This window comes from Woodsholea maritima DSM 17123 (genome assembly GCF_000382325.1).
In the GTDB taxonomy this organism is placed as follows: Bacteria; Pseudomonadota; Alphaproteobacteria; order Caulobacterales; family Maricaulaceae; genus Woodsholea; species Woodsholea maritima.
In genome coordinates, this window is sequence record NZ_KB908063.1 from 38,590 (window position 1) to 61,255 (window position 22,666).

The window sequence follows — 22,666 nt, forward strand, 5'->3', positions numbered from 1 at the left end:
TGGCCCGGTTAGGCTAAACTCAATTGCATTGATCCACAGGAGATTGCCGATGATTTCGGCACTGCACAATTTTGACCTAACCCTTTGTGCACACGCTGTTATCGGACGCCTTTATGCCCTCTTTATCTCTAACGGATCTCACCTACGTCACACCTGACGCGCAAACGCTTTTTTCTCAGCTTAATTACAGCCAAGGCCCCGAGCGCGTGGGTTTGACCGGACCTAACAGGTCTGGAAAGTCTACCCTCCTCGCGCTTATCACCCAAAAACTCACCCCCACGCGCGGGGTGATTAACCTTAGCGGAGCGGTGTTAAGCCAGGAGCAGAGCTGGGGCTTAGAGCGAAGTCAATGCGCTCCAAGTAATCGGGTTTTAGAGGGCAAGGATGAGACAGTCCTGCGTCATGGCGACATTTACGCCCTTGAGCGCCAGCTTGATCACGCTCAGCCATGACCAAGGCTTCACCGACAATCTCACCTTTGATCAGATACTTAACCTAGGTGTACAGCCTCACTAGATCTTTTCATTTTTGTCAAAATGCAGTGGAATCCTAGAAAAAACCGCTCAGCTGTTTCCTTTTTCGCCAAAATCTCTATGGTCCGCCTCAGATTTGTCCGGCCCGTCCCCCATAAGGATATCTGCGTGCAGAAGGGCCTTAAGGACAATTGGCGCGCTTTGTTCGTGCCTCTCACACAATAAAAACAGTTTGGCGCACCCACGCCACGACCCTGAATACGACGACAAGGATTGCCTATGCCGCTCGATAGTCAGCCTGTGCGGATCGCCGGATCCCGCCCGAAGCAGAAATCACGTTCGCGACGCCACAAAGATAATCTTTATGGCCAAATTCAAGAGACCAAGTTCAACCGCTATGTTCTGCATGATATTGCGCGCTATCGCCAATATCTGGCCGAAGGCGGGGCGAGCGTCTATTCTGAGGCAGAATTAAAAGCGCTCGAAGCCTCCGGCGTGTCCAATCGCCTGCCCCCGCGCGCCACGGGCTATTATCTTGACCTCGCCAAACGCTCTGAGGCGGTCAATAATCTGATCAAGGCGCGCCCGGAAGAGATGGATGACCTCTCCGGTGAGGCAGACCCTTCCAATCAGCTAAAATATTCGCCCATTCCGGGCCTCTTACATAAGTATGAGCTGGTCTTATTATATGTCGTGCGCACCTGCTCGTCCTGGTGTCGGTATTGCTACCGCTCCGACTTTCTGACCGGCAAAACGGGTAAAGACACCGCCTCCATCCATGAGATTGCCGACTATATCACCACGCATAATGCCAAGGTGGCCTCAGGCGAGATCACGGATAAGCCCCGCATTCGTGAGGCGCTTTTGTCGGGCGGCGATCCGATGGTGCTCTCTAATCGTAATCTCTTTGATTATCTGCATGGTTTGGCCGAAGCGGGTCTCGATATCATTCGCATCGGCACCAAGGAGATGGCCTTCTACCCCGAGCGCTTTGACGATAATTTCTTCGCCATGCTCGACCTGTTCCACGAGCTGCACCCCGATGTGATGATCGCCTTCATGGTGCACTTCACCCACCCGGATGAGTTTTTGCACGTCGAGGCCGATGGCCGCTATGTCTATAACCAGCATGGCCGCCCAAAGCGCAACCCTCTGGTCCAAGAGGCCGCAAGCCGCCTGCGCGCACGCAGCTTTGTCACCTTGGAAAACCAGACCCCGATTATTGACAGCGTCAATGATGATCCCAATGTACTGCGCCTGATGCAGCGCGAGCTTAAACGCATGGGCGTCAATAATCACTATTTCTTCCAATGCCGCGAGATTGAGGGCCATAAAGCCTTTGCCCTGCCCGTGGAAACGGCCTGGAAAATTCACGCGCAAAGCCAACACAATCTGTCAGGGATTGAGCGCTCGCGCTTTGCCCTCTCCACTGAAGCCGGCAAGACCGAAGTGGTGGGCGTGATTGAAGGCCGCGAAGAGCTGCGCGCCCTGGGCGGAGAGCTGGGCGATGCCCTGGCCGAGGGTCTGGTGATCTTCCGTTTACACCGCACCCCTGTGGAAAACCTGCAAGGCGATTTAATCATTGCACGGCGCAATAAAAATGCGCTGTGGATTACTGGATATGAAGATCGCATCCTTTATGATGGTCGAAAGGGTGCAAATGAAAAAAAATGGGGCCAATTGATGGCAACATTGTTGCCGGTGTTAAGCCAAGCCGCTGAATAATTTCAAAGCGTTAGATTTATCCAAAAAAGAGGGCACTGCAAAAAATGCCCTCTTTTTTTATTTTTTCTTTCACTGCTTAAGAGTGATTAACCTCCTTTAAGGACTTCTCGCCCTAAGCTGCGAAGCACGTTAACCATAGGGCTAACGCGCGGGTTAGTGATTCGCGCGAGTGTAAGGCGGAGATATCGATGCGGGTTCTTCTAATCGAAGATGACCGAGCTACCGCGCAGGGCATCGAACTGATGCTCAAGTCGGACGGCTTCAACATTTATACAACGGATCTTGGTGAAGAGGGCGTTGATCTGGGTAAGTTGTATGATTACGACATTATCCTATTAGATCTGAACCTGCCTGATATGCCTGGGTTTGATGTTCTCAAAACTTTGCGGATGGCCAAGGTCGATACCCCGATCTTGATCCTGACCGGTAATGCGGACATCGATAACAAGGTTCGTGGTCTGGGCTGTGGGGCCGATGATTACCTCACCAAGCCGTTCCACAAAGAAGAGCTGATCGCGCGCATTCATGCCATTGTGCGCCGCTCTAAAGGCCATTCTCAATCGGTCATCAAGACCGGGGATATCGCGGTCAACCTCGATGCGAAAACCGTTGAGGTCAACAATCAGCGCGTTCACCTGACGGGCAAAGAATACCAAATGCTGGAGCTTCTTTCTTTGCGTAAGGGCACAACCTTGACCAAGGAAATGTTCTTGAACCACCTTTATGGCGGCATGGACGAGCCCGAGCTGAAAATCATCGACGTGTTTATCTGTAAGCTTCGCAAGAAGCTGCAGTCTGCAACCGGCGGCGATCATTATATCGAAACCGTTTGGGGCCGCGGCTATGTTCTGCGCGATCCACACGAAGAAATGGAAGTCGGCGCCGCTTAATTCAGCGCCAACGTCCTACAGTATTAAAAACCCGGCTCGGCGCTCCGCCCCAGCCGGGTTTTTTAATATCTCAATGCCATCTCTCGCCATCGCTTACAAAAAAGGGGAGCCAGCGGCTCCCCTTTATACATCACAAGGCGAATTTAGATTAGGCCGCTGCGATCTTCGCCAGGCCTTCAGGCTTGGCATAGAGGCCGCGCTGACCGGGTACGGGACGGAAGGCGTTGGTGAGGCCCACAACCGTCTCCGCCGCGCCCAGGATCAAGAAGCCATCAGGCTGGAGCTGATTGGCAATCCGCTCAAGCACGCGGCGCTTATCTTCCACATCGAAATAGATCAGCACATTGCGGCAGAACACGACATCAAACTTGCCCAGATGACGGAAATCATCCAACAGGTTTAGAACCTCAAACCGCACCATCTGGCGCAGCATGGGCTTAATTTTCCAGCTATCGCCCATCTGGTCGAAATGCTTGACCAGGCGCTGGATGGCCATACCGCGTTGAACTTCAAACTGGGAATAAAGACCCGCTTTGGCCTTTTCCAGCACATTCGGGCTAATGTCCGTTGCCAAAATATCCGGACGCACACGCCCCATTTCATTGGCCAGGATGGCCAGCGAATAAGGCTCCTGCCCGCTGGAACACGCCGCAGACCAAATGCGAAGATTGCTTGTACGCGCAGGCCCCATGGCTGGAATGATCACATTCTGGAACATGTCAAAGGGGGTGCGATCACGGAAGAAGAAGGTTTCATGGGTGCACAGGGCTTCGGTGACAACCTTGGCCAAGCGTTGATCCATGCGCATCGCATCGACCAGCGCCTCAACCGAGGCCATGCCTTCGGCGCGCGCGACCGGAGCCAGGCGGCTTTCGATCAAATATCCCTTTTCCGGCCCCAAAACGAGACCTGAGCGTTTTTTGACTTCTGCGGCCAAAATTTGGTGTTTGTGCTCAGGTAGCATTATACGCCCCCCTTCAAGCGGCGTGAGAGTTCTACGCCGATATCTTTTAATGGTAAGATCATGTCCGCTAGGCCCGCTTCTGCGACCGCGCCGGGCATGCCCCAGACCACACTGGTGGCCTGGTCTTGAACGATCACCTGTCCACCGACATTGCGAATGACGCGCGCGCCTTCACGCCCGTCTGCGCCCATACCGGTCAGGACAATCGCCAGTAACGACTTTCCAGCCGCATCTGCGGCCGTCTTGAACATCGGATCTACAGCCGGGCGACAGAAATTCACCTGCGGGCCTTGGTCTAATTTGGCCTTAAACGCACCTGGGCTGCCATGAATGGTCATGTGCCAGTCCCCTGGCGCGATATAGGCATGGCCGCCTTTGAGGATTTCACCATCGGTGGCTTCCTTACACGGCATGCCGGCCTTAGTCAGGTGCTCGGCCAAAATCGCGGTAAACAGCTTGGGCATGTGCTGAGTGATCACCACCGGCACATCGCGAATGCCTTGCAGTGAGCCAATGACTTCGCGTAGCGCCTGCGGCCCTCCGGTTGAGGAGCCAATCGCCACCAGGCTGGGCTTCGAGCGTACAACCGGGCGGGTAGATACGGGAATATTGGCTGCACGCGCCATAACCGGTGCCGCGCGGCGCGGCGAGAGAGCCGCCAGCTTGTCTAGCAGCTCCTTACGATAGGCATCTGCACCCGCAACCCGGCCCGCTTCAGGCTTGGGCGCATAATCAGCCGCGCCTAAGGAGAGGGCTTTAATGGTGATCTCACCGCCCTTACGGGTCAAAGATGAGGCCATGACCACTTTTGAACGCGGCGAAGCCTTCAAGATCAGCGGTAACGCGGTTAGCCCGTCCATGCGGGGCATTTCCACGTCCAAGATCACCAGGTCGGGCTGCAGCTCTTGAGCTTTCTTAACGCCCTGCTCGCCATCAGAACAGGTCGCCAAGACTTGAAAACGCTCATCGGCGTCAATCCAGCGCGAGACCAGTCCGCGCACCACCGCAGAATCATCGACGACAATGACCGATGTCAGTCCCGTACGGCTTTGCGCCGCACCCATCTGTGTCGGTGAGCCCGTCATCCAGCGTCCTATCTTGTCTTAAACCAGGCCGACTTCAGCAAACTTGGATTCAATGATGTCGCCATCGAAGGGCTTCATCACATATTCGTCCGCCCCCGCGCGCAATGCTTGGGTGATGTTGGACATGTCGTTTTCTGTCGTACAGAAGACCACGATCGGCTTACGCCCACCCTCTTCTTCACGCAGTGCAATCAAAAAGTCCAAGCCATTCATGACCGGCATATTCCAATCGAGCAAAATCGCTTCAGGCATATTTTTTCGGCAGTAATCGAGGGCTTGTTGTCCATCGGCCGCCTCTTCACAGGCAAAGCCCATATCCTCGACAATCTTGCGGGCTACTTTTCTGATAACCCTTGAATCATCCACCACCAGGCAGGTTTTCATCACCGTCTCCTCTACGCCGCATAGGCGGCGTCAACCGCGATAAGTGCGCGCATGTCTAAGACTGCCATAAGTTCACCTTCTAAACGGTGAACGCCCTTGATCATCGAGCGCCAGCGCCCATCCAAATGACTAGGGGTGGGTTCCAATGTTGATATGGGAAGGCGCATCACCTCACCCACGCTATCGACGAGAACCCCATATAATTCAGATCCAACTTCCAGGCCGAGCGCCATGCAAGGCTCTTTCGCACCGCGTGGGGCCAAGCCCAACCGGCGACGCGCATCAATGGCTGTGACAATTCGTCCGCGCAAATTTAACAATCCACCGATTTCACTGGGCGCACGCGGCACGCTGGTCACCCCCTGGGGTGAGAAGACCTCGCGAATTTCACTCACCCCGGCCCCGAATAATTGATCGCCAATTTTGACGGTCACATATTCATAGGTCATTTCGGCGTTGGTTATGGTCGACATAGCCTGGCTCCTTAAGCCGCACGCTGATCATCAGATTGCGCCGCACGATCAAGAGCGGCAATGATACCGCCGCGATCATTGGAACTGATCACTTCATTGACGCTGTCATAGCTTGCGCCATACGCCCCTTCTGAGCTGATGCCCAGACGTGGAACTTCGGCGAAATAGCCTTCCTGGGCGAGACGCGATAGCGCCGCAGGATCGCCAACGATGGCCGAGTACACAGCCCCATGGGCCCCGGCATCGCGCGCTTCATGCAAGCTACCGGCAACGGTCACATCATAGCCTGCGGCGGCCAATAGAGGCGCCATCATGCGACGTGCAAACGCGTCGGCATCAACCAGCAGGATGGATTTGCGCCCCTGGATCCGGCGTTCCGGAGCCCCGCTCCAGGCGCGTTCCATATGCCAGGCGATGTCGATAACTTCAGTGGCTTTGCCCTTGATGATCGCAGAGCCGATAATCCCTGGACGCTGCGAGCCGAGCTGCAGATCAAGAGTTTCCTCGGCGACATCCATGATCTCGTCGACGGCGACACCGGCAGAACGCCCCTCTTCGGAGAAGACCAGCACGGCCTGACGGCCCTCACCGGCAAAGGTATCCATACCCGAAATGTGGACCAGCGGCAGCAGACGCTCGCGGTATTGCACCACGTGCTGACCATCGACCACTTCGATCTTGGCCGCATCGAATTCTTCCAGACGGGTGATAAGGCTGACAGGAACGGCCTTGGCCTCGGCCCCACCGGCCTTGACCAACAACAAGCGCTGGCGCTGCTCGGTTGAAGCGCGCAACGCTTCGGCGGTTTCGGTCTCGCCCTCTTCTTCGCTATGGGCGACCTCTTGAACCACACCATTGGGGTCCAAAATCATGATCACCGCACCATCGCCCAAGATGGTCGCGCCCGAATAGACATTGATCCCACGCAGCGCACCGGAGAGCGGCTTGACCACGATTTCTTCTGTATCGAGAACATCATCAACGATGAGACCGATTTTACGCCCGGCCGCTTCGACCAAGATGACATAACCAGACTCATTGATGTGATCGACATTATGACCGGTTTGCAAAACCGTATGTACACTGACGACGGGCAGCAAGCGATCACGTAGACGGATCATGTGCGCGCCATTGATCGCTTCGACTTTATTATCGCTGCCAGGGCCAACCCGGACCAGCTCACGCACCGCCAATTGCGGTACAGCATAGCGATCTTCACCGGCTTTCACGATCAAGGCAGAGACAATCGCCAAGGTCAGCGGAATTTTGATGGCAAAGGTGGTGCCTTTACCGCGCTCTGACATCACATCGATGGAGCCACCAATTTGCTCGATATTGGTGCGCACCACATCCATACCCACACCGCGCCCAGAAAGGTTAGTGACCTGGGCGGCTGTGGAGAAGCCAGCGGCAAAGATAAAGCGATGGATTTGGCCTTCGCTCATCGTGGCCAATTCGTCTTCGCTGATCAGCCCTTTTTCAACGGCTTTCTGTGCGATGCGTTCAGTATTAAGGCCCGCACCATCATCAGAAATCTTCATGATGATTGCGCCGCCTTCATGATAGGCAGACAGCTTAATCGTACCGACCTCAGACTTACCTGAGGCTTTGCGCTGTTCCTTGGTCTCCAACCCGTGATCAGCGGAGTTACGCACCATATGAGTCAGCGGATCTTTGATCAGTTCCAAGACCTGGCGATCAAGCTCGGTCTCTTCACCTTCCATCACCAGATTGATGGACTTACCCAGATCCTGAGAAATATCGCGAACAATCCGCGGCAGCTTACGCCAGGCATCGCCCACCGGCTGCATACGCGTCTTCATCACGCCGTCCTGCAATTCCGCGGTCACAGAGGACAAGCGTTGCAGCGGGGTTTTCAGCGTTGAATCTTCGTTATCACGAACGATCTGATGGAGTTGGTTACGCGCCAGAACCAATTCCGACACCGTTGTCATCAGGCTTTCAAGGACGTCCACACTCACCCGGATAGAAGACTGACCTTTTTTCAGACCGCCTTCATGCGCCGTATCATCACGCGGATCAGGCTTGGGCGCAGCAGGTTTCGGTGCGGGCGCAGCGGGTTTAGGTGCCGCCGCCGCAGGCGCGGCAGCCGGAGGGGCTGGCGTTGGCGCAGGCGCTACAGCCACAGGCTCAGCCGGGACTTCATCGCGCGGATTGATAATGTCGTCTGGGCCTTCGGCGGCCAGGAAGGCGGCTTCCAGGTCTTCCAAAGACACTTCACCCGGACGCAAAGTTCGCTCTTCACCCGCCTCAGAAGGCTGTGGGGTTGCCGCAGGGGCCGCTGGAGCCGCATCTTCAATGTCAGTATTCTGGAAGGCGGCTTCCAATTCGGCCAGGGATACCTCGCCCGGACGCAATGGCCGATCTAAATCAGAATCGAAGCGATCATCACTTGGCGCGGCTGCCTCAACAGGCGCCGGGGTAGGTTCAGGCTCAGGCTCTGGTGCGGGCGGCGGCGCAGCCGGGGCCGGTGCGTTCTTACGCATGGCCAGATCTTCCAGCTGGGTGATCAGATCACTGTCATCGCCCGCAGGTTCCGCCCCGGTTTCTTCCAGTCCGCCCAAAATATCTTTGGTGCGGTCGATGGATTTCAGAACCACGGTCACTGCCGCACTATCCGCGATCATATCTCCATCGCGGAATTTACCCAGCAAGGTCTCCCCCGCATGGGCCAGGGCCTCAAGCCGTGTCAGACCCAAGAAACCACAGGTTCCCTTGATCGTATGCAACAGACGGAAAATGTTATCGAGCGTTGCTCTGTCGGTCGGGTCGTTTTCAAACTTGACCAACTCAACATCAATAACATCGAGACTTTCAGAAGTCTCACCGAGAAATTCGACGATCAGATCATCCATGACGCCTACCTTAAGTACGGGCTCGATCAAGTATATTGCCTACTGTGTCACGCACAGAGTTAACGCATCGTTTTTGTCCGAGCCCACTCACTGAAATCAGTTCAACCAATCATGCCTTCCATAGGCGGGATTAAAGCTGAAAATTCCGTGCGCTCTTCTTCAACATGAGTATCGACGCGGCCATCGGCCTCGCGTGCGATAAGTCCGGTATAATAAGGCAAGATCGAGCGCCCATCGAAGCCATCATCGGGGGTCTTACCGGCCAGAGCCAGCTTCACAGATTCTTCGATCCGCGCCTTTTTACCTTGAGAAATCAATCGAATGCGCGTTCCGCCGCCATTAGATGTCACATCAAGAGTGACCTGACCGCCGCGCGGGATGGAATCGACCGCGAGCATTAACAGATTGAGCAATACCCGCGCGGCAGGCTTACCCAGACCACTAGCCTCGGTCTTCCAAATCAGCTCCTGCTTGGCCTCTTTATAAAGATTACCGGCCAGGCGCTGAATTTCGCGCATATCAATCACACCTGGGGCAGATCCGCCTGCCCCATAGGCCAAGCGCGCATATTCCAGCTTGCTTTGCGCCTGGCGCACACCGGTGCGCACCAGATCTAAAGCGTCATCGCGCATATCAGCGGCGTTTTCATCATCTAAAACGCTAAGCGCAGCCCCGAGCGCACTGACAGGGCTGACAAGGTCGTGACACAGCCGCGCACAAAGCAAAGCGGCCATTTGGGCGGGGGCGAGAGCGAGTGTATCTATCATAACATTCGCTCTTAGCTGATTCAGCCTAGCAATAAGGTTAACGCCGCGTGCAAAATTTTATACATCACGATCATCATGCGCGGCCTCGTCCCAGCCTGAGCGTGAGGAGTAGAAACTCAGCGCCATCAGGCCACCGCCCAAACCCAGCGAAATGACCACGCCCAAGAATAAGGCCAAATAACCGTGCCAAGTCATAGCACTATCAATGCTAAGCCATGTGATGACCGAGGCAATCACAGCGGCCAATAAAATTGCACCCAGCACCACCGCCAGCAAAATCGTCTTTGTCATTGATCTCTATCCTTAATCGCCCAAACCAGAAAATCCTTAACCAGTTAACGCGTTAAAAGTCACTTGGCAGACGGCAAAATTGATAGCAACATGCTGGTTCGACATATTTTGACGCTATGATCATAATATGTTGACAATAAGAGTGTAAGTTTAACGACTGTGATCGGGGATCAACCCTGACACTCATCGTATTGTTCAGCAACGCAGGAAAAGGCGCCACCCGTAATGTCCGGTTTTGACGTCCGCCTCGCTCATGCGCGTCGCTCTCGCGCTATGGTCTTATTCTTCACCCTGGGCCTGGGTCTGGTTTTGACCTTTGGTCTGCTGATTTCGCGCTTTCCCTCTTATGCCGAAGAGCAAAGCCGCGAGGCTGCCAGCAATCAGATCACTCTGCGCCATCAGCGCGGATCCGCTCAGGATGCTCAGAGCACAGAACTCACCTCAGCGGCTTTAACGCAAAGCCCTGCCCCGCAAACGGCTTTGGTCGGCGTCAATTTGATTGAGGCCGAGCACGAGATTTTCACCGGCGCGTGTGCAACCTGCATCCAAGATCCCGGTGTTGATGTCACTGTGCGCTCGGGTCAGACTTTCGCCAGCGTCCTTTCCGATGTCGGTGCCGAACGGGTTGAAGCCGCGCGCGCCATTGCCGCGCTGAACCCCGTCTATCCGGCACGCGATCTTCGCGCCGGTCAGGATTTGAAAGTTTATTTTGCCCCGCGTAAAATCACCCGTCAGGATGATGATACCGGCGAGGCGATTGAAGAGACCGTCCAGGCTCTGGCCGGTCTCTCCTTCCGCCCCGATAGTGAGCGCGTCATTACCGTTGCGCGCACCTATGATGGCACGTTCCAAACCCGCGAAGCTTTGGCGAGCTTTGATCAGCAAATGGTCCGCGCTCAAGGCGAAATTGACAGCAATTTCTACCTTGCCGCATTGGAATCTGGTGCAACCGACCGCATCGTTTATGAAGTGGCCGGCGTTCTAGGCTTTGCCGTTGACTTCCGCGCCATTCAGGCCGGCGATACGTTTGATGTGCTATTTGAACGCATGGTCGATGAAGAAGGGTCCGTGGCGCGCACCGGCGATGTGCTCTATGTGAACCTCAATCATCGTGGGCGGGATCTGGAATATTATCGCTTTGAAACCGAAGACGGCATTATCGGCTATTACTCGCCAGAGGGTGAAAGCGCCCAACGCCTATTGATGAAAACACCGATCAACGGGGCTCGCCTGTCGTCCAACTTTGGCCGTCGTTTCCACCCAATCTTGCGCACGTCACGCCCGCACAACGGCACCGACTTTGCCGCCCCGCGCGGCACGCCGATCATGGCCGCAGGTAATGGCGTAGTCGAGCGCGCTAATCGCTTTGGCAGCTTTGGTAATTATCTACGTATCCGCCACGCCAATGGCTATCAAACGGCCTATGCGCACCTGAATGGGTTTGCCAGCGGCGTGCGCGCCGGTAGCCGCGTGACCCAGGGCCAGATCGTGGCCTATGTCGGCACAACCGGGCGCTCTACCGGTCCGCATCTGCACTATGAAGTGCATTTGAACGGCACGCCCATCAATCCAATGAGCTTGGACCTGCCTACGGGCCGCCGCTTAAGCGATGCTGAGTTGGAAACCTTCATCGCCGCGCGTGATGAGATCCGGGCCATGCGCGACGCCTCACCGGCCGCCAACAGCGATTTCTCACAACCCCTGTTTGCCGCCAATACCCAGGCCGGTGACAGCCAGGACAGCGATGGACAGACTGAGTAATCGGATTTCGACATCGTAAGCACAAAAGCCGGGCCATCGCAGCCCGGCTTTTTTAATGGCGCATACAGATCTTTAAGGCTGAAGGCGCGCCTCTAAGAAGAGCAAAACCTCACGCGCGGCCTCAAAAGTTGGCTCCCCATCGGCTTGGATGAGGTCTTTGGTGAGAACGGCATGGGGAAAGGGATTGCCCGCCGGGTTCTTGGCGCTGTCCGGCATCACACGCTCGATCAGGCGATGCGCGCCCACCACGGATTTCAAGCGCTCAAAGCGCGGGGCTTGGCAGACCGGATCGCCAGAAAACCGCAGCGCCATAACATGAAGGTCTTCACGCGCCGTCAAGGCGGCCTCATCTGCGGGCGAAAGATGCAGGCTGCCCGCCGCGCCCTTCGCGCCCAGCGGCAAGGACGGCTCCCCGGCCACGGGGGCGACAACACTGGGGTCCAGCGCCATCGACCAGGCAAAATTACCCGACACGCATAGCCCGATCACCCCCACACCCGGCCCAGCGCATTCGTTATGAGCGTGGCGGGCCAGCGCGCGCAGCCATTGCGTCACGGGACTGGCGTGATTGCGGGCAAACAAATGGATCTCACGCGAGATACAGGCAGTTAAAAACGCCCCCATACCTTTGGCCTGACAGGCCTCATCCGCGGGGGTGCCCACGGGATCATAAAGCGCAGGCGCATAAACCCGATAGCCTGCCGCGATCAACCAGCGCGCCAAGCGCCAGAATTGCGGCACAAAGCCCGGCATTTCATGCATCAAGATGACGCCCGGCCCCGCGCCTTCGACCAGGACGGGATGGCCCATCCCTTCGGCCTCGAAATCAAAAGCGTTGTCGAAGGGATGCTGCGCATCCGATTTCAGGATTTGGCGATAGGGATCGGGGCTAAAATCTTCCATGGCGCTCTCATGCGGTTAGGCCTTAACCCTAGAACAGCCCCTTGCCCCCACCAAGTAAAAACGCCCCAACCCGGCCGGGTTGAGGCGTTTCATCAAATGAGCACGCAAGGCTTATTGAATGACCGCCTCTTGCGCCGGACGCACATTTCGACTGACCGCCGTGCCATTGACAGTTAGGGCATCGCCTTCAGCGCTGACATGAATGGCTTGGCCATCTTTCAAGCTTCCTTCCAAGATCATTCGCGCCAGCGGATCTTGCAGCTCCTTCTGGATCACCCGTTTTAAAGGCCGTGCGCCATAGGCCGGGTCATAGCCCTTCTGCGCCAGCCATTGAACGGCATGGTCATCCAGATCAATCGTCATCCGGCGATCCGCCAGTAATTGCGCCAGGCGCTGAATCTGAATGGCGACGATAGAGCCCATATGCTCGGCTTCCAAGCGGCGGAAGAGGATAACCTCGTCAATCCGGTTCAAAAACTCGGGCCGGAAGGCCATGCGCACCGCATTCATCACCTTATCGCGGGCCGCCTCAACATCCCCGCTCAAGAGATGCTCCGCGCCCAGATTAGAGGTCATGATAATCAAGGTGTTACGAAAATCCACCGTGCGCCCCTGACCATCGGTCAAACGCCCATCATCAAGCACTTGCAGCAAGACATTGAAGACATCCGGGTGCGCCTTTTCTACCTCATCCAGCAAGACCACCTGATAGGGCCGGCGACGCACGGCTTCGGTCAGGGCTCCGCCCTCTTCATACCCAACATAGCCGGGAGGCGCGCCGATCATGCGGCTGACCGAATGCTTCTCCATATATTCTGACATATCCAGGCGTGTTACGGCCGTTTCATCATCGAACAGAAACTCCGCCAAAGCTTTGGTCAGCTCGGTTTTCCCGACACCCGTCGGCCCCAGGAAGAGGAAAGAGCCAATCGGGCGGTTCGGATCTTTCAGGCCTGCACGCGCCCGGCGTACGGCATCCGACACGGCTTCCAATGCCGCATCCTGACCAATGACGCGCGAACGCAGACCGTCTTCCATCCGCAATAGCTTATCACGCTCGCCTTCAAGCATTTTTTCCACCGGCACCCCGGTCCAGCGCGACACGACAGCGGCGATTTGCTCATCCTCCACCACTTCCTTGACCATGCTGGCATGACCATTGGCGGGAGCATGATCGCCCTCCTCAGCCGCGCGCACGCGCGCCTCTAATTCAGGGATCTGGCCGTATTTCAGCTCAGAGGCTTTGGCCAGATCACCGCGCCGTTCTGCATCAGCCAATTGCGCGCGCAAGCGATCGAGCTGCTCTTTAACCTCGGTGGCAGAGGCAAGCTTGTCTTTCTCGGCCCGCCAAGCGGCGGTCAACTCATTGGAGCGCCCTTCGAGCTCCGCCAATTCTTTATGCAGACTATCGAGGCGCTTTTTCGACCCCTCATCCGATTCCTTTTTCAAGGCTTCGGCTTCGATTTTCAGCTGAATGATGCGCCGATCCAGCTCATCCAATTCTTCGGGCTTACTATCGATCTGCATACGCAGACGCGCGCTCGCCTCATCCATCAAATCGATGGCTTTATCGGGCAAGAAGCGGTCGGTGATATAGCGATTGGACAAGGTGGCCGCGGCCACAATCGCGCTATCGGCGATGCGCACCCCGTGGTGAACTTCGTATTTTTCCTTTAAACCGCGCAGGATCGAAATCGTATCGGCCACATTGGGTTCTTCCACGAAGACCGGCTGGAAACGACGCGCCAAGGCGGCATCCTTTTCCACATGTTTGCGATACTCATCCAAGGTCGTTGCGCCGATGCAATGCAGCTCCCCACGCGCCAAAGCGGGCTTTAACAGATTGGACGCATCCATCGCGCCATCGGTCTTCCCGGCACCGACAAGCGTGTGCATTTCATCAATGAAGAGAATGATCTGGCCATTGGCGGACTGAACCTCGTTGAGGACCGACTTCAAACGCTCCTCAAACTCACCACGGAATTTTGCCCCCGCAATCAGCGCACCCATATCCAGCGCCAACAGGCGTTTATTCTTGATGCTTTCGGGCACATCGCCATTGACGATGCGCAGCGCCAAGCCTTCGGCGATCGCGGTTTTACCCACGCCGGGCTCCCCGATCAGAACCGGATTGTTCTTGGTGCGCCGGGAAAGCACTTGGATTGTGCGCCGGATTTCATCATCGCGGCCAATCACTGGATCAAGCTTACCTTCGCGGGCGACCTCGGTCAGATCGCGGGCATATTTCTTCAACGCCTCATAGGTATCTTCTGAGGACGCACTATCGGCCGTCCGGCCCTGACGCAGATCATTAATCGCCTGATTAAGGCTTTGCGCGGTGACGCCAATTTGTTTGAAAATTTCCTGCGTAGGCGTGCCACCCACAACACTTAGGGCCTGCAACAGGCGCTCAGCGGTGATGAATTGATCACCCGCCTTCTTCGCGGCCTCCTCAGCGGTCGTGAAGACCTCAGCGGTTTTGGGCGCGAGATAAAGCTGGCCACTGCCGCCTTCAACCTGGGGCAGTTTTTTCAACGCCGCTTCGATCAGATCGCGCGCGGCATCCGCGCGCCCACCGGCGGCCTGGATCAGGTTTTTCGCTAATCCGCCATTGTCATCAATCAACGCCTTGAACAGATGCTCAGGCGTAAAGTGTTGGTGTTTGCGATTAAGGGCATAGCCCTGTGCGGCCTGAATGATCGCGCGCGCACGTTCAGTATAAGTATCAAAGTTCATATCTGTCTCCCGAGACTTCAGCGAGACACAGCCTGTTGGATTTGAACGCCTTCTTCGAAGCACGCTCTGGCTGCGTGTCCTTCACTTAGGTGTGACAAACACGCAACACAAGGGGGATGCGGCAAAATGGACAAAAAAAAGCGCCGTCCCGGCGGGACGGCGCTTTTTTTTAACATCCTTGCGCTTCGCGTTTAGGCCGCAGCGGTCTCTGATTTATCATCAGAATCCTTAGGGCCTGCGTCTTTTAAAGCCGCTTCAGCGTCTTCATCCTTGGCGACGCGGGGCTTGCGCGGACGACGTACACGCTTGGGCTTTTCCTCTGCGCCAACCTCAGGGCTCGGTGCAGGAGCGGGTACAGGTGCAGGTATTGGCGCGGTGTCACTCGATGTGCCATCCAGCTCACTCGCGCCATGGCTGACCTCATCATCCGCACCCTCAGGGCTGACCACAGCCAAAGGATCGCCAAAACTGTCGCTGTTAGGCTTTTCTGCGCGCGGTTGACGGCGCGGGCGCTGATCCTCATCCTCAGAGCGACGACGACCGCGACCATTATTATTGTGGCGACCACGGCGTGGACGCTCTTGACGATTGTCCTCGCCGTCCTGATCACCGTGAGACGAGTCACGAGAGCCCCCATGAGAGGCCCCATTATTGGCCTCTTGGCCCTCGCCCTCCTCGTTAGAGGTGTCGAGTGTATCCTCGCCCTCATCCGAGCTGTCATGATCGTCGCGATCATAATGATCTTCGCGCTCACGCTTGGGCGCGAATTGCGAGGCTATACGGTAATAATGCTCGGCATATTGGAGATAGTTTTCCGCCATAACCCGGTCGCCAGACGAGGCGGCATCGCGGGCCAATTGAGAATACTTCTCGTAGATATGACTGGCATTGCCCCGAACTTTTACGTCTGGGCCATTGCTCTCAAACGTACGGTTTTGGGGATTGCTGGACTTACGTCCGCGACCACGTTGACGCTTCATGGTTCGCCTGACCTCTTGCGGCGTTATCATTAAAATGCTTATCCCGGAGCCTTAATAGTCGCGCGAGGTTTAAGCCTTGCGTTTGTACACCCATGAAAAGGGTTACAAAGCGTATGTCCCTGGCCCGGATCTTTGAGCGACAAACCCCCGCTTTAAGACACGATTTTGAAATATCGCGTGCGTCTCGTTCGCTCGGGTTCTGAACCTAGCCTTATTATGTCCTAGATTCCAACCCCTTTTTCTCAGTGTGCTTGCGAAAAAGCGATGGCGCGATCACGCCCCCCTAAATCTTTAACGATTTCAACATCCTGAAAACCCGCCTGATGTGCAATTTCTTGCGCACGCGCACCCTGGTCATACCCAATTTCATAAACACCCACCCCTTTGGGCGCTAATAATCGGCGCGCTTCGCGAAATAAATGCGGGTAAGGATCAAGTCCATCCGCCCCACCATCCAGGGCCAGATGCGGTTCGAAATCGCGCACTTCTGGATCTAAACTGGCGATCACCTCATGGGCTATATAAGGCGGGTTTGAGATGATCAGATCAAAAGGCCCGCTCAAGCCGTCTGCCCAGCAGCCCTGTCGCATCTCGCAGCGCGCTTCCAACCCGGTCAACCTCATATTCTCGCGCGCCACCGCCAAGGCCTCAGGCGAGAGATCAACGCCCACCCCGGTTGCCTTGGGATATTCGCTGAGGAGCGCCAGGATTAACGCCCCTGATCCGGTACCCAGATCCAAAAATCTATAAGCTGGCACGCGATCAGGCCGGCGTTTGAGCGCGGCCTCAATCAAGGCCTCACTATCGGCGCGCGGGGTTAGAACATCACGCGTGACCTTCAGATCCAAAGTCCAGAAGGCTTGGCACCCTAAGATCTGAGAGAGAGGCTCGCGCGCTTCACGCCGTTTGATCCAGCACTCCAAACGCGCCAAGTTGTCGGCGTCAAGTTCATAGTCGGGATCGGTGATCAACCGGCTGGCGCTCATCCCCTCAAGGGCGAGGATCAGGCGGCGCACCTCCTCCTCGGCCTCATCAATTCCGGCATGAAGAAGGCGCGTCGTCAAAGTGCGGCGAAGGGCGCTGAGCCCCGCCACGCCTAACCCTCTTGCTCCATCGCGGCCAGACGCGCGGCCTGGTCCTCGGTGATGAGCGCGGAGATCACATCGCCCAGCGCGTCACCCGCGACGATTTCGGGCAATTTATACAGCGTCAAATTGATCCGGTGATCACTGACCCGGCCTTGCGGATAGTTATAGGTGCGGATCCGTTCAGAACGATCGCCCGAACCGACCTGGCCCTTACGCTCAGCGGCACGCGCAGCGGCCTTTTCCTCACGCTCTTTTTCATAAAGGCGCACTTGCAGGATTTTCATCGCCCGCGCGCGGTTCTGGTGCTGAGACTTCTCAGACGAGACCACAACAATCCCGGTGGGAAGGTGGGTCAAACGCACCGCAGAATCGGTTTTGTTGACGTGCTGACCGCCCGCGCCAGAGGCGCGCATGGTATCAATGCGGATATCACTGTCTTTAATATCAATCTCGATATTATCGGGCGCAGGCAAAACTGCCACTGTCGCCGCCGAAGTGTGGATACGTCCGCCCGATTCCGTTTCCGGTACGCGCTGTACCCGGTGCACACCGGATTCGAATTTCAATTGACCAAAGACGCCCGCGCCAGATACGGCCGCGATGATCTCTTTATACCCACCCACTTCAGACTCGGTGACGGAATCGACCTCGACCTTCCAGCCCTTCAAGCTGGCATAGCGCTCATACATGCGGAACAAATCGCCCGCGAACAGAGCGGCTTCATCGCCGCCGGTCCCGGCGCGAATTTCCAACATCACCGAAGCTTCATCATCGGCATCTTTGGGCAGCAGCAGCAAACGCAATTCCTGCTCCAGCTCCGGCAAGCGGGCTTTAATCTCTTCGCGTTCTTCACGCGCCAGCGCCGTCATATCGGGATCCGAATTATCCTCGATGATCGCTTCGGCCTCTTTCAGGTCCGCGCGCGCGGATTTCAGCTCCTTGGCTTTATCCGCCACGAGCTTTAATTCGGCATGCTCCTTGGACAGGCGCACGATTTCTTCCCCGTCTTGAGCCGCGCCCAAACGGGCTTCAACTTGCTCAAAACGGTCGATGACTTGGTCGAGTTTGGCTTCTTGTACACGCATAGGATAAGCGAATACGCTTGGATTGATCGTCCGTGAAGTCCCCTTTTACCGTTTATGCCGCTTTCCACAGCAAACCGGGGCCGACTGCAGGTGACAAGAAAGTGTTAACACTTTTTGCTTTCACCCCTTAGGCGAGCCTGCCATAGTGGGCCTTAGACTGGACTTTGAGGGGACTATCATGGCTGAGGAAACATCGCGCCACCCGGTACGGTGGGGCTGGGCCAGTGCGGCCAGCATTTTGGGTCTAGCCGCGCTGTGGATCAGCTATCCGCAGGCCGCGCAGCCGAGCGAAACCGCAGGTGCCCTTCCCCCTCTCTCCGCGCAGGAACAAACCTGGCTGACGCGCGCGCAGACCTGTGCAACCAGCGCGATTTGGGCTGATCGCCCGGGCCTGGCCTGGATGGAGCGTGAAACCCAATATATGCAGAGCACGGGTCAAATCTCACCGGCGCTGATGGAACAGGCCTTGGCGAATGATCCTGAGGCGATGTATCGCGTGGGTGTTTTGGTCTTAAGCTTTGGCTCCAAACCCAATCTCAATGCCGGATTTGAATATCTGTTGGGCGCAGCCATTGCAGGTCACCCACAAGCCATGCATGAGGTGGGCCTGGCTTATCTGCATGGCACGCTGAACCAGTTACAAGATCCGATCCGCGCGCGCAGCTGGTTGACCCGCGCCGCGCCCAGCATCCCTGAATCGGCCTATGCGCTATACTGGATGGTGCGCGATAATGGCGGGGATGTGAATGATATCACGATGGCGCGCCATGAATTACTGCGCGCAGGTTCAGCCTGCTATGTCCATGCGACGATGAATATCTATCTGCACCTGCAAAGAGGCGAGATTTTTCACAAGGATGCGGACAGCGCCGCGCAATTGAAAGATGCGGTAGAACGGTTCTTAATGGATCACCAAGACGTCGCGATTGATACCCAGGATTTGGTGTAAGCCTTACAGCTTTGCGACCTTGATGCGCACATCCATCTCAGGCGCTTCATAGGCGTCAAAGCGCGCCAGCAGACGATCGAGATCATCATCCACCATCAACATGGCGCGGTGCTCGGCGCTTAAAAAATCCTCATCGCGCATCCGGTCCAGGAAGGTTAAAAGCCCGTCGAAATACCCATTGGTGTTCAACACACCGACCGGCTTTTTATGGCGGCCCAGCTGGGTCCAGGTCCAAATCTCAAACAGCTCTTCCATGGTGCCAATCCCGCCGGGCAGCGCGATAAACGCGTCGGCATGATCGGCCATCATGGCTTTGCGCACATGCATGCTTTCAACGATATGCATGGTTTTGACCCGCGGATGTGCGACCTCTTTATGGGCCAGAAAATCCGGGATCACCCCGATGACATCCCCGCCCGCATCAATGACCGCATCGGCCAGAACGCCCATCAGACCGACCTGACCGCCGCCATAGACCAGGGTGCGCCCCGCGCGCACCAGCCCCGCGCCCACATTCTTCGCCAATTGGGTATAGGCCGCATTGATCCCGGTGCGCGATCCGCAATAGACGCAGATATTCGTCTTGGCCGTCATTTCAATCTGATCTTTCATGACTAAAGCCCCAGCGCGCTTTGAACAGGCCCGCTCCAGCCGACATAAATCCTATCGCCCTTAACAATCACAGGGCGCTTTAACAAGGTGGGATATTGCACAAGAAGGCCAATCGCGCCTTCGCGGGAGTTGGCCGCCTCGCGATCGCTTTCGTTGAGGGTGCGCCAGGTCGTGGAGCGGGTGTTGAGCAAGACCTCAAGCTCCACCTGCTCCAACCAATCGGGCAAAAGGCTCGCCAGATCCGCCTCTTCGCGCACATCCACCACGCGCATATCGGGATATAGCGGGCTTAACGCCTTAATGGCTTTACGGCAGGTATCGCAGGTTTTTAGGGCATAAACGGTCACTGACATGAGCCATGTCCTTATATTCATCACGTATTAAAAGGGCTTAGTCGCGTGCGGGTTTCTCAGCGACCATCAAATAATTGACCCCGCTATCGCCGGAAATAAAGAAGCTGTCTTTTAAGGGATTATAGCTAACCCCGACAGGGGTATGCACGTTGAAACCGGCCGTTTTAAGGCCCGCTTCTATTTCACCCGGACGCACCAGCTTGTTAAAGCGGTGAGTGCCGCGCGGCAGCCAGCCCAGCACATATTCGGCCCCGAAGATCGCAGTGGCAAAGGCGCGCGCGGTCCGATTGATGGACCCGACAATCATCACCCCGCCCGGCTTCACCAGGGCCGCACAATCGTCCAGGAAGCGCATGGGGTCGGCGACATGTTCAATCACTTCCAGATTCAGCACGCAGTCAAATTGCTCTGGCCCGCCTTCGGCCAGGATTTGCTCGGCTGTGCCATGGCGATAATGGATGGTAAGGCCCGCCTCTTCGGCATGAACCATCGCGGTTTTGATATTGGCTTCACCGGCATCCACCGAGGTCATATCCGCGCCCAGGCGTGCCATGGGTTCAGAGACCAGGCCGCCGCCGCAGCCAATATCCAAAAGCTTTAAACCCGAGAGCGGTTTGTCCACGCCCTCGCGCTTGAAATGCGTGCACAGAACTTGGCGGATATAGCTCAACCGCGCCGGATTAAACTTATGCAAGGGCGCAAATTTAGACTTGGGATTCCACCATTCCTGCGCCATCGCAGAGAATTTCGCCACTTCCTCTGGATCAATTGAAGGCGTGGACAAGGTATCCGGTTCGATAGAGGCGGCCATGGACTTAACCCTCTTGCTCGTCAAAGTTTTTGAACTGCACGACACGCACTTCTCAGGGATCTTGCGCGACACTCACATCAGCTTAACGCTAGACCCACTGCAAAGGCTGCACAATTTCACTTAACGCTTTATATGGGGCGCTTTAGGGTGCAAATCGAGCCCCTTGACCAGTCGCGTGCGTCATCGCCGCGACCTCTTTTCACGAAACAGCCCCCTGATGCCGAGCCAAGCGCGCCCCTTAGTTCTAAAATTCGGCGGGACTTCTGTTGGAAGCCCTGAGCGCATTCGCCACAGCGCGCGCATCGCCGCCCATGCCGCGCGTGAGGGCCGCCCAATTGCACTGGTGGTGTCTGCCATGGCCGGGGAAACCGACCGCATCTTATCGCTGTGTGAGGGCTTTGAGGGCGGCTTGGGCGAGGCGGAAACCGATCTGGCGCTGTCTGCGGGCGAACAAGTGTCCGCGGCCTTGATGGCGCTGGCCCTGCGCGAAGGGGGATTGCGCGCGCGCGCTTTTCTGGGCTGGCAAATCCCGATCCAGGCGGAAGGTCCCTTTGGGCGCGCCCAGATCAGCCAGCTCGATGGTTCGCTGTTAAAGCGCGTGATGGACACCGGAACCATACCGGTGATTGCTGGTTTTCAAGGCATTGATGCCCAAGGACGCGTCAGAACCCTGGGCCGGGGCGGCAGTGATCTCAGCGCGGTCGCTATTGCCGCCGCGCTTGAGGCAGAGTGTGATATCTATACCGATGTCGATGGCGTCTTCACCACCGATCCGCGCATCGTTCCTTCCGCGCGGCGCATACCGGCCATCGGCTATGATGAAATGTTGGAATTAGCGGCGATGGGGGCCAAAGTGCTTCAGACCCGCTCGGTCGAATTTGCCAAGGCGCGTAACGTCATCTTAAGGGTTAAGTCCAGCTTCTTAGCCCCCGGTGACAGTCAAGGAACTGAGGTCATGAACCCCAAAGATCTCGCAGAACGCCGCATCGTCTCTGGCATTGCCTATGCCAGAGCCCAGGCGCGTATCCGCTTGTCGGATTTACCCGAAAGCCCCGATACCGCAGCGGAGATTTTTGCCGCCCTCGCCCAGGCCGATATTGGTGTGGATATGATCGTGCAAACCCATGGTTTTGAAACTCAAGCTATTGCCTTGGAGTTCTCCGTCGAGCAAAAAGACCTTGCCCAAGCTTTGAGCGCGGTCAAAGACGTATTAGAACGCTTGGGCCAGGGCACGCTGGGCCATGAAACCGATCTCGCCAAAGTCTCTGTGGTGGGCACGGGACTGCGCGGGCGGGCCGATGTGGCGCGCACCCTCTATGGCGTTCTGGCCCAGGAGGGCCTATCTGTGCGCATGGTGGCCACGTCAGAGATTAAAATCTCGGCCTTGGTGCAGGCCGATGCGCTAGAGCACGCGGTGAAGGCCCTGCACGGGGCCTATGGCCTGGAGGCATAAGTCACCG

At 56.5% G+C, this 22,666-nt stretch carries 21 protein-coding genes and 1 pseudogene; 7 read left to right on the plus strand and 15 right to left on the minus strand.

The features are described 5' to 3' along the window. Positions 1-113: 113 nt before the first annotated feature. The 4 genes and pseudogenes from H151_RS17905 to ctrA form a co-directional block, all read left to right on the plus strand. Positions 114-320 (plus strand): annotated as a pseudogene (locus H151_RS17905) (ATP-binding cassette domain-containing protein); the annotation flags it as partial. Between the two features lie 64 nt (positions 321-384). Further along, positions 385-516 carry a hypothetical protein gene (locus tag H151_RS17820; RefSeq protein WP_267878386.1) on the plus strand — a complete coding sequence of 44 codons (132 nt, stop codon included), beginning with the start codon at positions 385-387 and terminating at the stop codon, positions 514-516. 236 nt (positions 517-752) lie between these two features. Continuing rightward, positions 753-2,198, plus strand: coding sequence for a KamA family radical SAM protein (locus tag H151_RS0113910; protein ID WP_019962280.1), 1,446 nt, complete (start codon positions 753-755; stop codon positions 2,196-2,198). A gap of 188 nt (positions 2,199-2,386) precedes the next feature. Then, positions 2,387-3,088, plus strand: coding sequence for a response regulator transcription factor CtrA (gene ctrA / locus H151_RS0113915; protein ID WP_019962281.1), 702 nt, complete (start codon positions 2,387-2,389; stop codon positions 3,086-3,088). 148 nt (positions 3,089-3,236) lie between these two features. Here the strand turns inward: ctrA and H151_RS0113920 are convergent, their stop codons facing one another. The 7 genes from H151_RS0113920 to H151_RS0113950 form a co-directional block, all read right to left on the minus strand. After that, a complete protein-coding gene (locus H151_RS0113920; RefSeq protein WP_019962282.1) occupies positions 3,237-4,052 on the minus strand; it encodes a CheR family methyltransferase in 816 nt (271 codons plus the stop codon). Next, complete coding sequence (locus H151_RS0113925) at positions 4,052-5,137, minus strand: protein-glutamate methylesterase/protein-glutamine glutaminase (RefSeq protein WP_019962283.1); 1,086 nt, start codon at positions 5,135-5,137, stop codon at positions 4,052-4,054. The genes H151_RS0113920 and H151_RS0113925 overlap by 1 nt, the downstream gene beginning before the upstream one ends. An 18-nt stretch (positions 5,138-5,155) precedes the next feature. Then, positions 5,156-5,521 (minus strand): response regulator, encoded by a 366-nt coding sequence (locus H151_RS0113930; protein ID WP_019962284.1) that lies wholly within the window; start codon positions 5,519-5,521, stop codon positions 5,156-5,158. Between the two features lie 11 nt (positions 5,522-5,532). Further along, a complete protein-coding gene (locus tag H151_RS0113935) occupies positions 5,533-5,994 on the minus strand; it encodes a chemotaxis protein CheW (protein ID WP_019962285.1) in 462 nt (153 codons plus the stop codon). An 11-nt stretch (positions 5,995-6,005) separates the two neighbouring features. After that, positions 6,006-8,870, minus strand: coding sequence for a chemotaxis protein CheA (locus tag H151_RS0113940; RefSeq protein WP_019962286.1), 2,865 nt, complete (start codon positions 8,868-8,870; stop codon positions 6,006-6,008). A 101-nt stretch (positions 8,871-8,971) separates the two neighbouring features. Next, the gene (chpT, locus tag H151_RS0113945; protein WP_019962287.1) at positions 8,972-9,637 is read right to left on the minus strand and encodes a histidine phosphotransferase ChpT; all 666 of its coding nucleotides are present in this window, start codon (positions 9,635-9,637) and stop codon (positions 8,972-8,974) included. 57 nt (positions 9,638-9,694) lie between these two features. Further along, the gene (locus H151_RS0113950; protein WP_019962288.1) at positions 9,695-9,928 is read right to left on the minus strand and encodes a hypothetical protein; all 234 of its coding nucleotides are present in this window, start codon (positions 9,926-9,928) and stop codon (positions 9,695-9,697) included. Positions 9,929-10,153: 225 nt separating this feature from the next. Here H151_RS0113950 and H151_RS0113955 point away from each other — a divergent pair, with 225 nt between their 5' ends. Then, a complete protein-coding gene (locus H151_RS0113955) occupies positions 10,154-11,689 on the plus strand; it encodes a M23 family metallopeptidase (RefSeq protein ID WP_019962289.1) in 1,536 nt (511 codons plus the stop codon). Between the two features lie 72 nt (positions 11,690-11,761). Here the strand turns inward: H151_RS0113955 and H151_RS0113960 are convergent, their stop codons facing one another. From H151_RS0113960 to prfA, 5 genes are all read right to left on the minus strand, one after another. Beyond that, positions 11,762-12,592 (minus strand): dienelactone hydrolase family protein, encoded by an 831-nt coding sequence (locus H151_RS0113960; protein ID WP_019962290.1) that lies wholly within the window; start codon positions 12,590-12,592, stop codon positions 11,762-11,764. A gap of 111 nt (positions 12,593-12,703) precedes the next feature. Continuing rightward, positions 12,704-15,328 carry an ATP-dependent chaperone ClpB gene (gene clpB, locus H151_RS0113965; protein ID WP_019962291.1) on the minus strand — a complete coding sequence of 875 codons (2,625 nt, stop codon included), beginning with the start codon at positions 15,326-15,328 and terminating at the stop codon, positions 12,704-12,706. A 191-nt stretch (positions 15,329-15,519) separates the two neighbouring features. Next, positions 15,520-16,308 (minus strand): DUF4167 domain-containing protein, encoded by a 789-nt coding sequence (locus tag H151_RS16570; RefSeq protein ID WP_019962292.1) that lies wholly within the window; start codon positions 16,306-16,308, stop codon positions 15,520-15,522. A 242-nt stretch (positions 16,309-16,550) separates the two neighbouring features. Next, positions 16,551-17,402, minus strand: a complete 852-nt coding sequence (gene prmC / locus H151_RS0113975) for a peptide chain release factor N(5)-glutamine methyltransferase (protein ID WP_019962293.1) — start codon at positions 17,400-17,402, stop codon at positions 16,551-16,553. Positions 17,403-17,404: 2 nt separating this feature from the next. Beyond that, positions 17,405-18,481, minus strand: coding sequence for a peptide chain release factor 1 (prfA, locus tag H151_RS0113980; RefSeq protein WP_019962294.1), 1,077 nt, complete (start codon positions 18,479-18,481; stop codon positions 17,405-17,407). Positions 18,482-18,659: 178 nt separating this feature from the next. On the opposite strand from prfA, the gene H151_RS0113985 reads away from it, so the two are divergent. After that, complete coding sequence (locus tag H151_RS0113985; protein ID WP_019962295.1) at positions 18,660-19,430, plus strand: tetratricopeptide repeat protein; 771 nt, start codon at positions 18,660-18,662, stop codon at positions 19,428-19,430. 3 nt (positions 19,431-19,433) lie between these two features. On the opposite strand, the gene H151_RS0113990 is transcribed toward H151_RS0113985, so the two are convergent. Genes H151_RS0113990 through ubiG form a run of 3 tightly spaced genes read right to left on the minus strand, consistent with a single transcriptional unit; the run spans position 19,434 to position 21,206 of the window. Next, positions 19,434-20,042 carry an LOG family protein gene (locus tag H151_RS0113990; RefSeq protein WP_019962296.1) on the minus strand — a complete coding sequence of 203 codons (609 nt, stop codon included), beginning with the start codon at positions 20,040-20,042 and terminating at the stop codon, positions 19,434-19,436. 2 nt (positions 20,043-20,044) lie between these two features. Next, positions 20,045-20,395 carry an ArsC/Spx/MgsR family protein gene (locus tag H151_RS0113995; protein WP_019962297.1) on the minus strand — a complete coding sequence of 117 codons (351 nt, stop codon included), beginning with the start codon at positions 20,393-20,395 and terminating at the stop codon, positions 20,045-20,047. 37 nt (positions 20,396-20,432) lie between these two features. Continuing rightward, on the minus strand, positions 20,433-21,206 hold the full coding sequence (gene ubiG / locus H151_RS0114000; RefSeq protein ID WP_019962298.1) for a bifunctional 2-polyprenyl-6-hydroxyphenol methylase/3-demethylubiquinol 3-O-methyltransferase UbiG: 774 nt from the start codon (positions 21,204-21,206) through the stop codon (positions 20,433-20,435). A gap of 217 nt (positions 21,207-21,423) precedes the next feature. Here ubiG and H151_RS0114010 point away from each other — a divergent pair, with 217 nt between their 5' ends. After that, on the plus strand, positions 21,424-22,659 hold the full coding sequence (locus H151_RS0114010; RefSeq protein ID WP_040759759.1) for an aspartate kinase: 1,236 nt from the start codon (positions 21,424-21,426) through the stop codon (positions 22,657-22,659). Positions 22,660-22,666 lie beyond the last annotated feature (7 nt).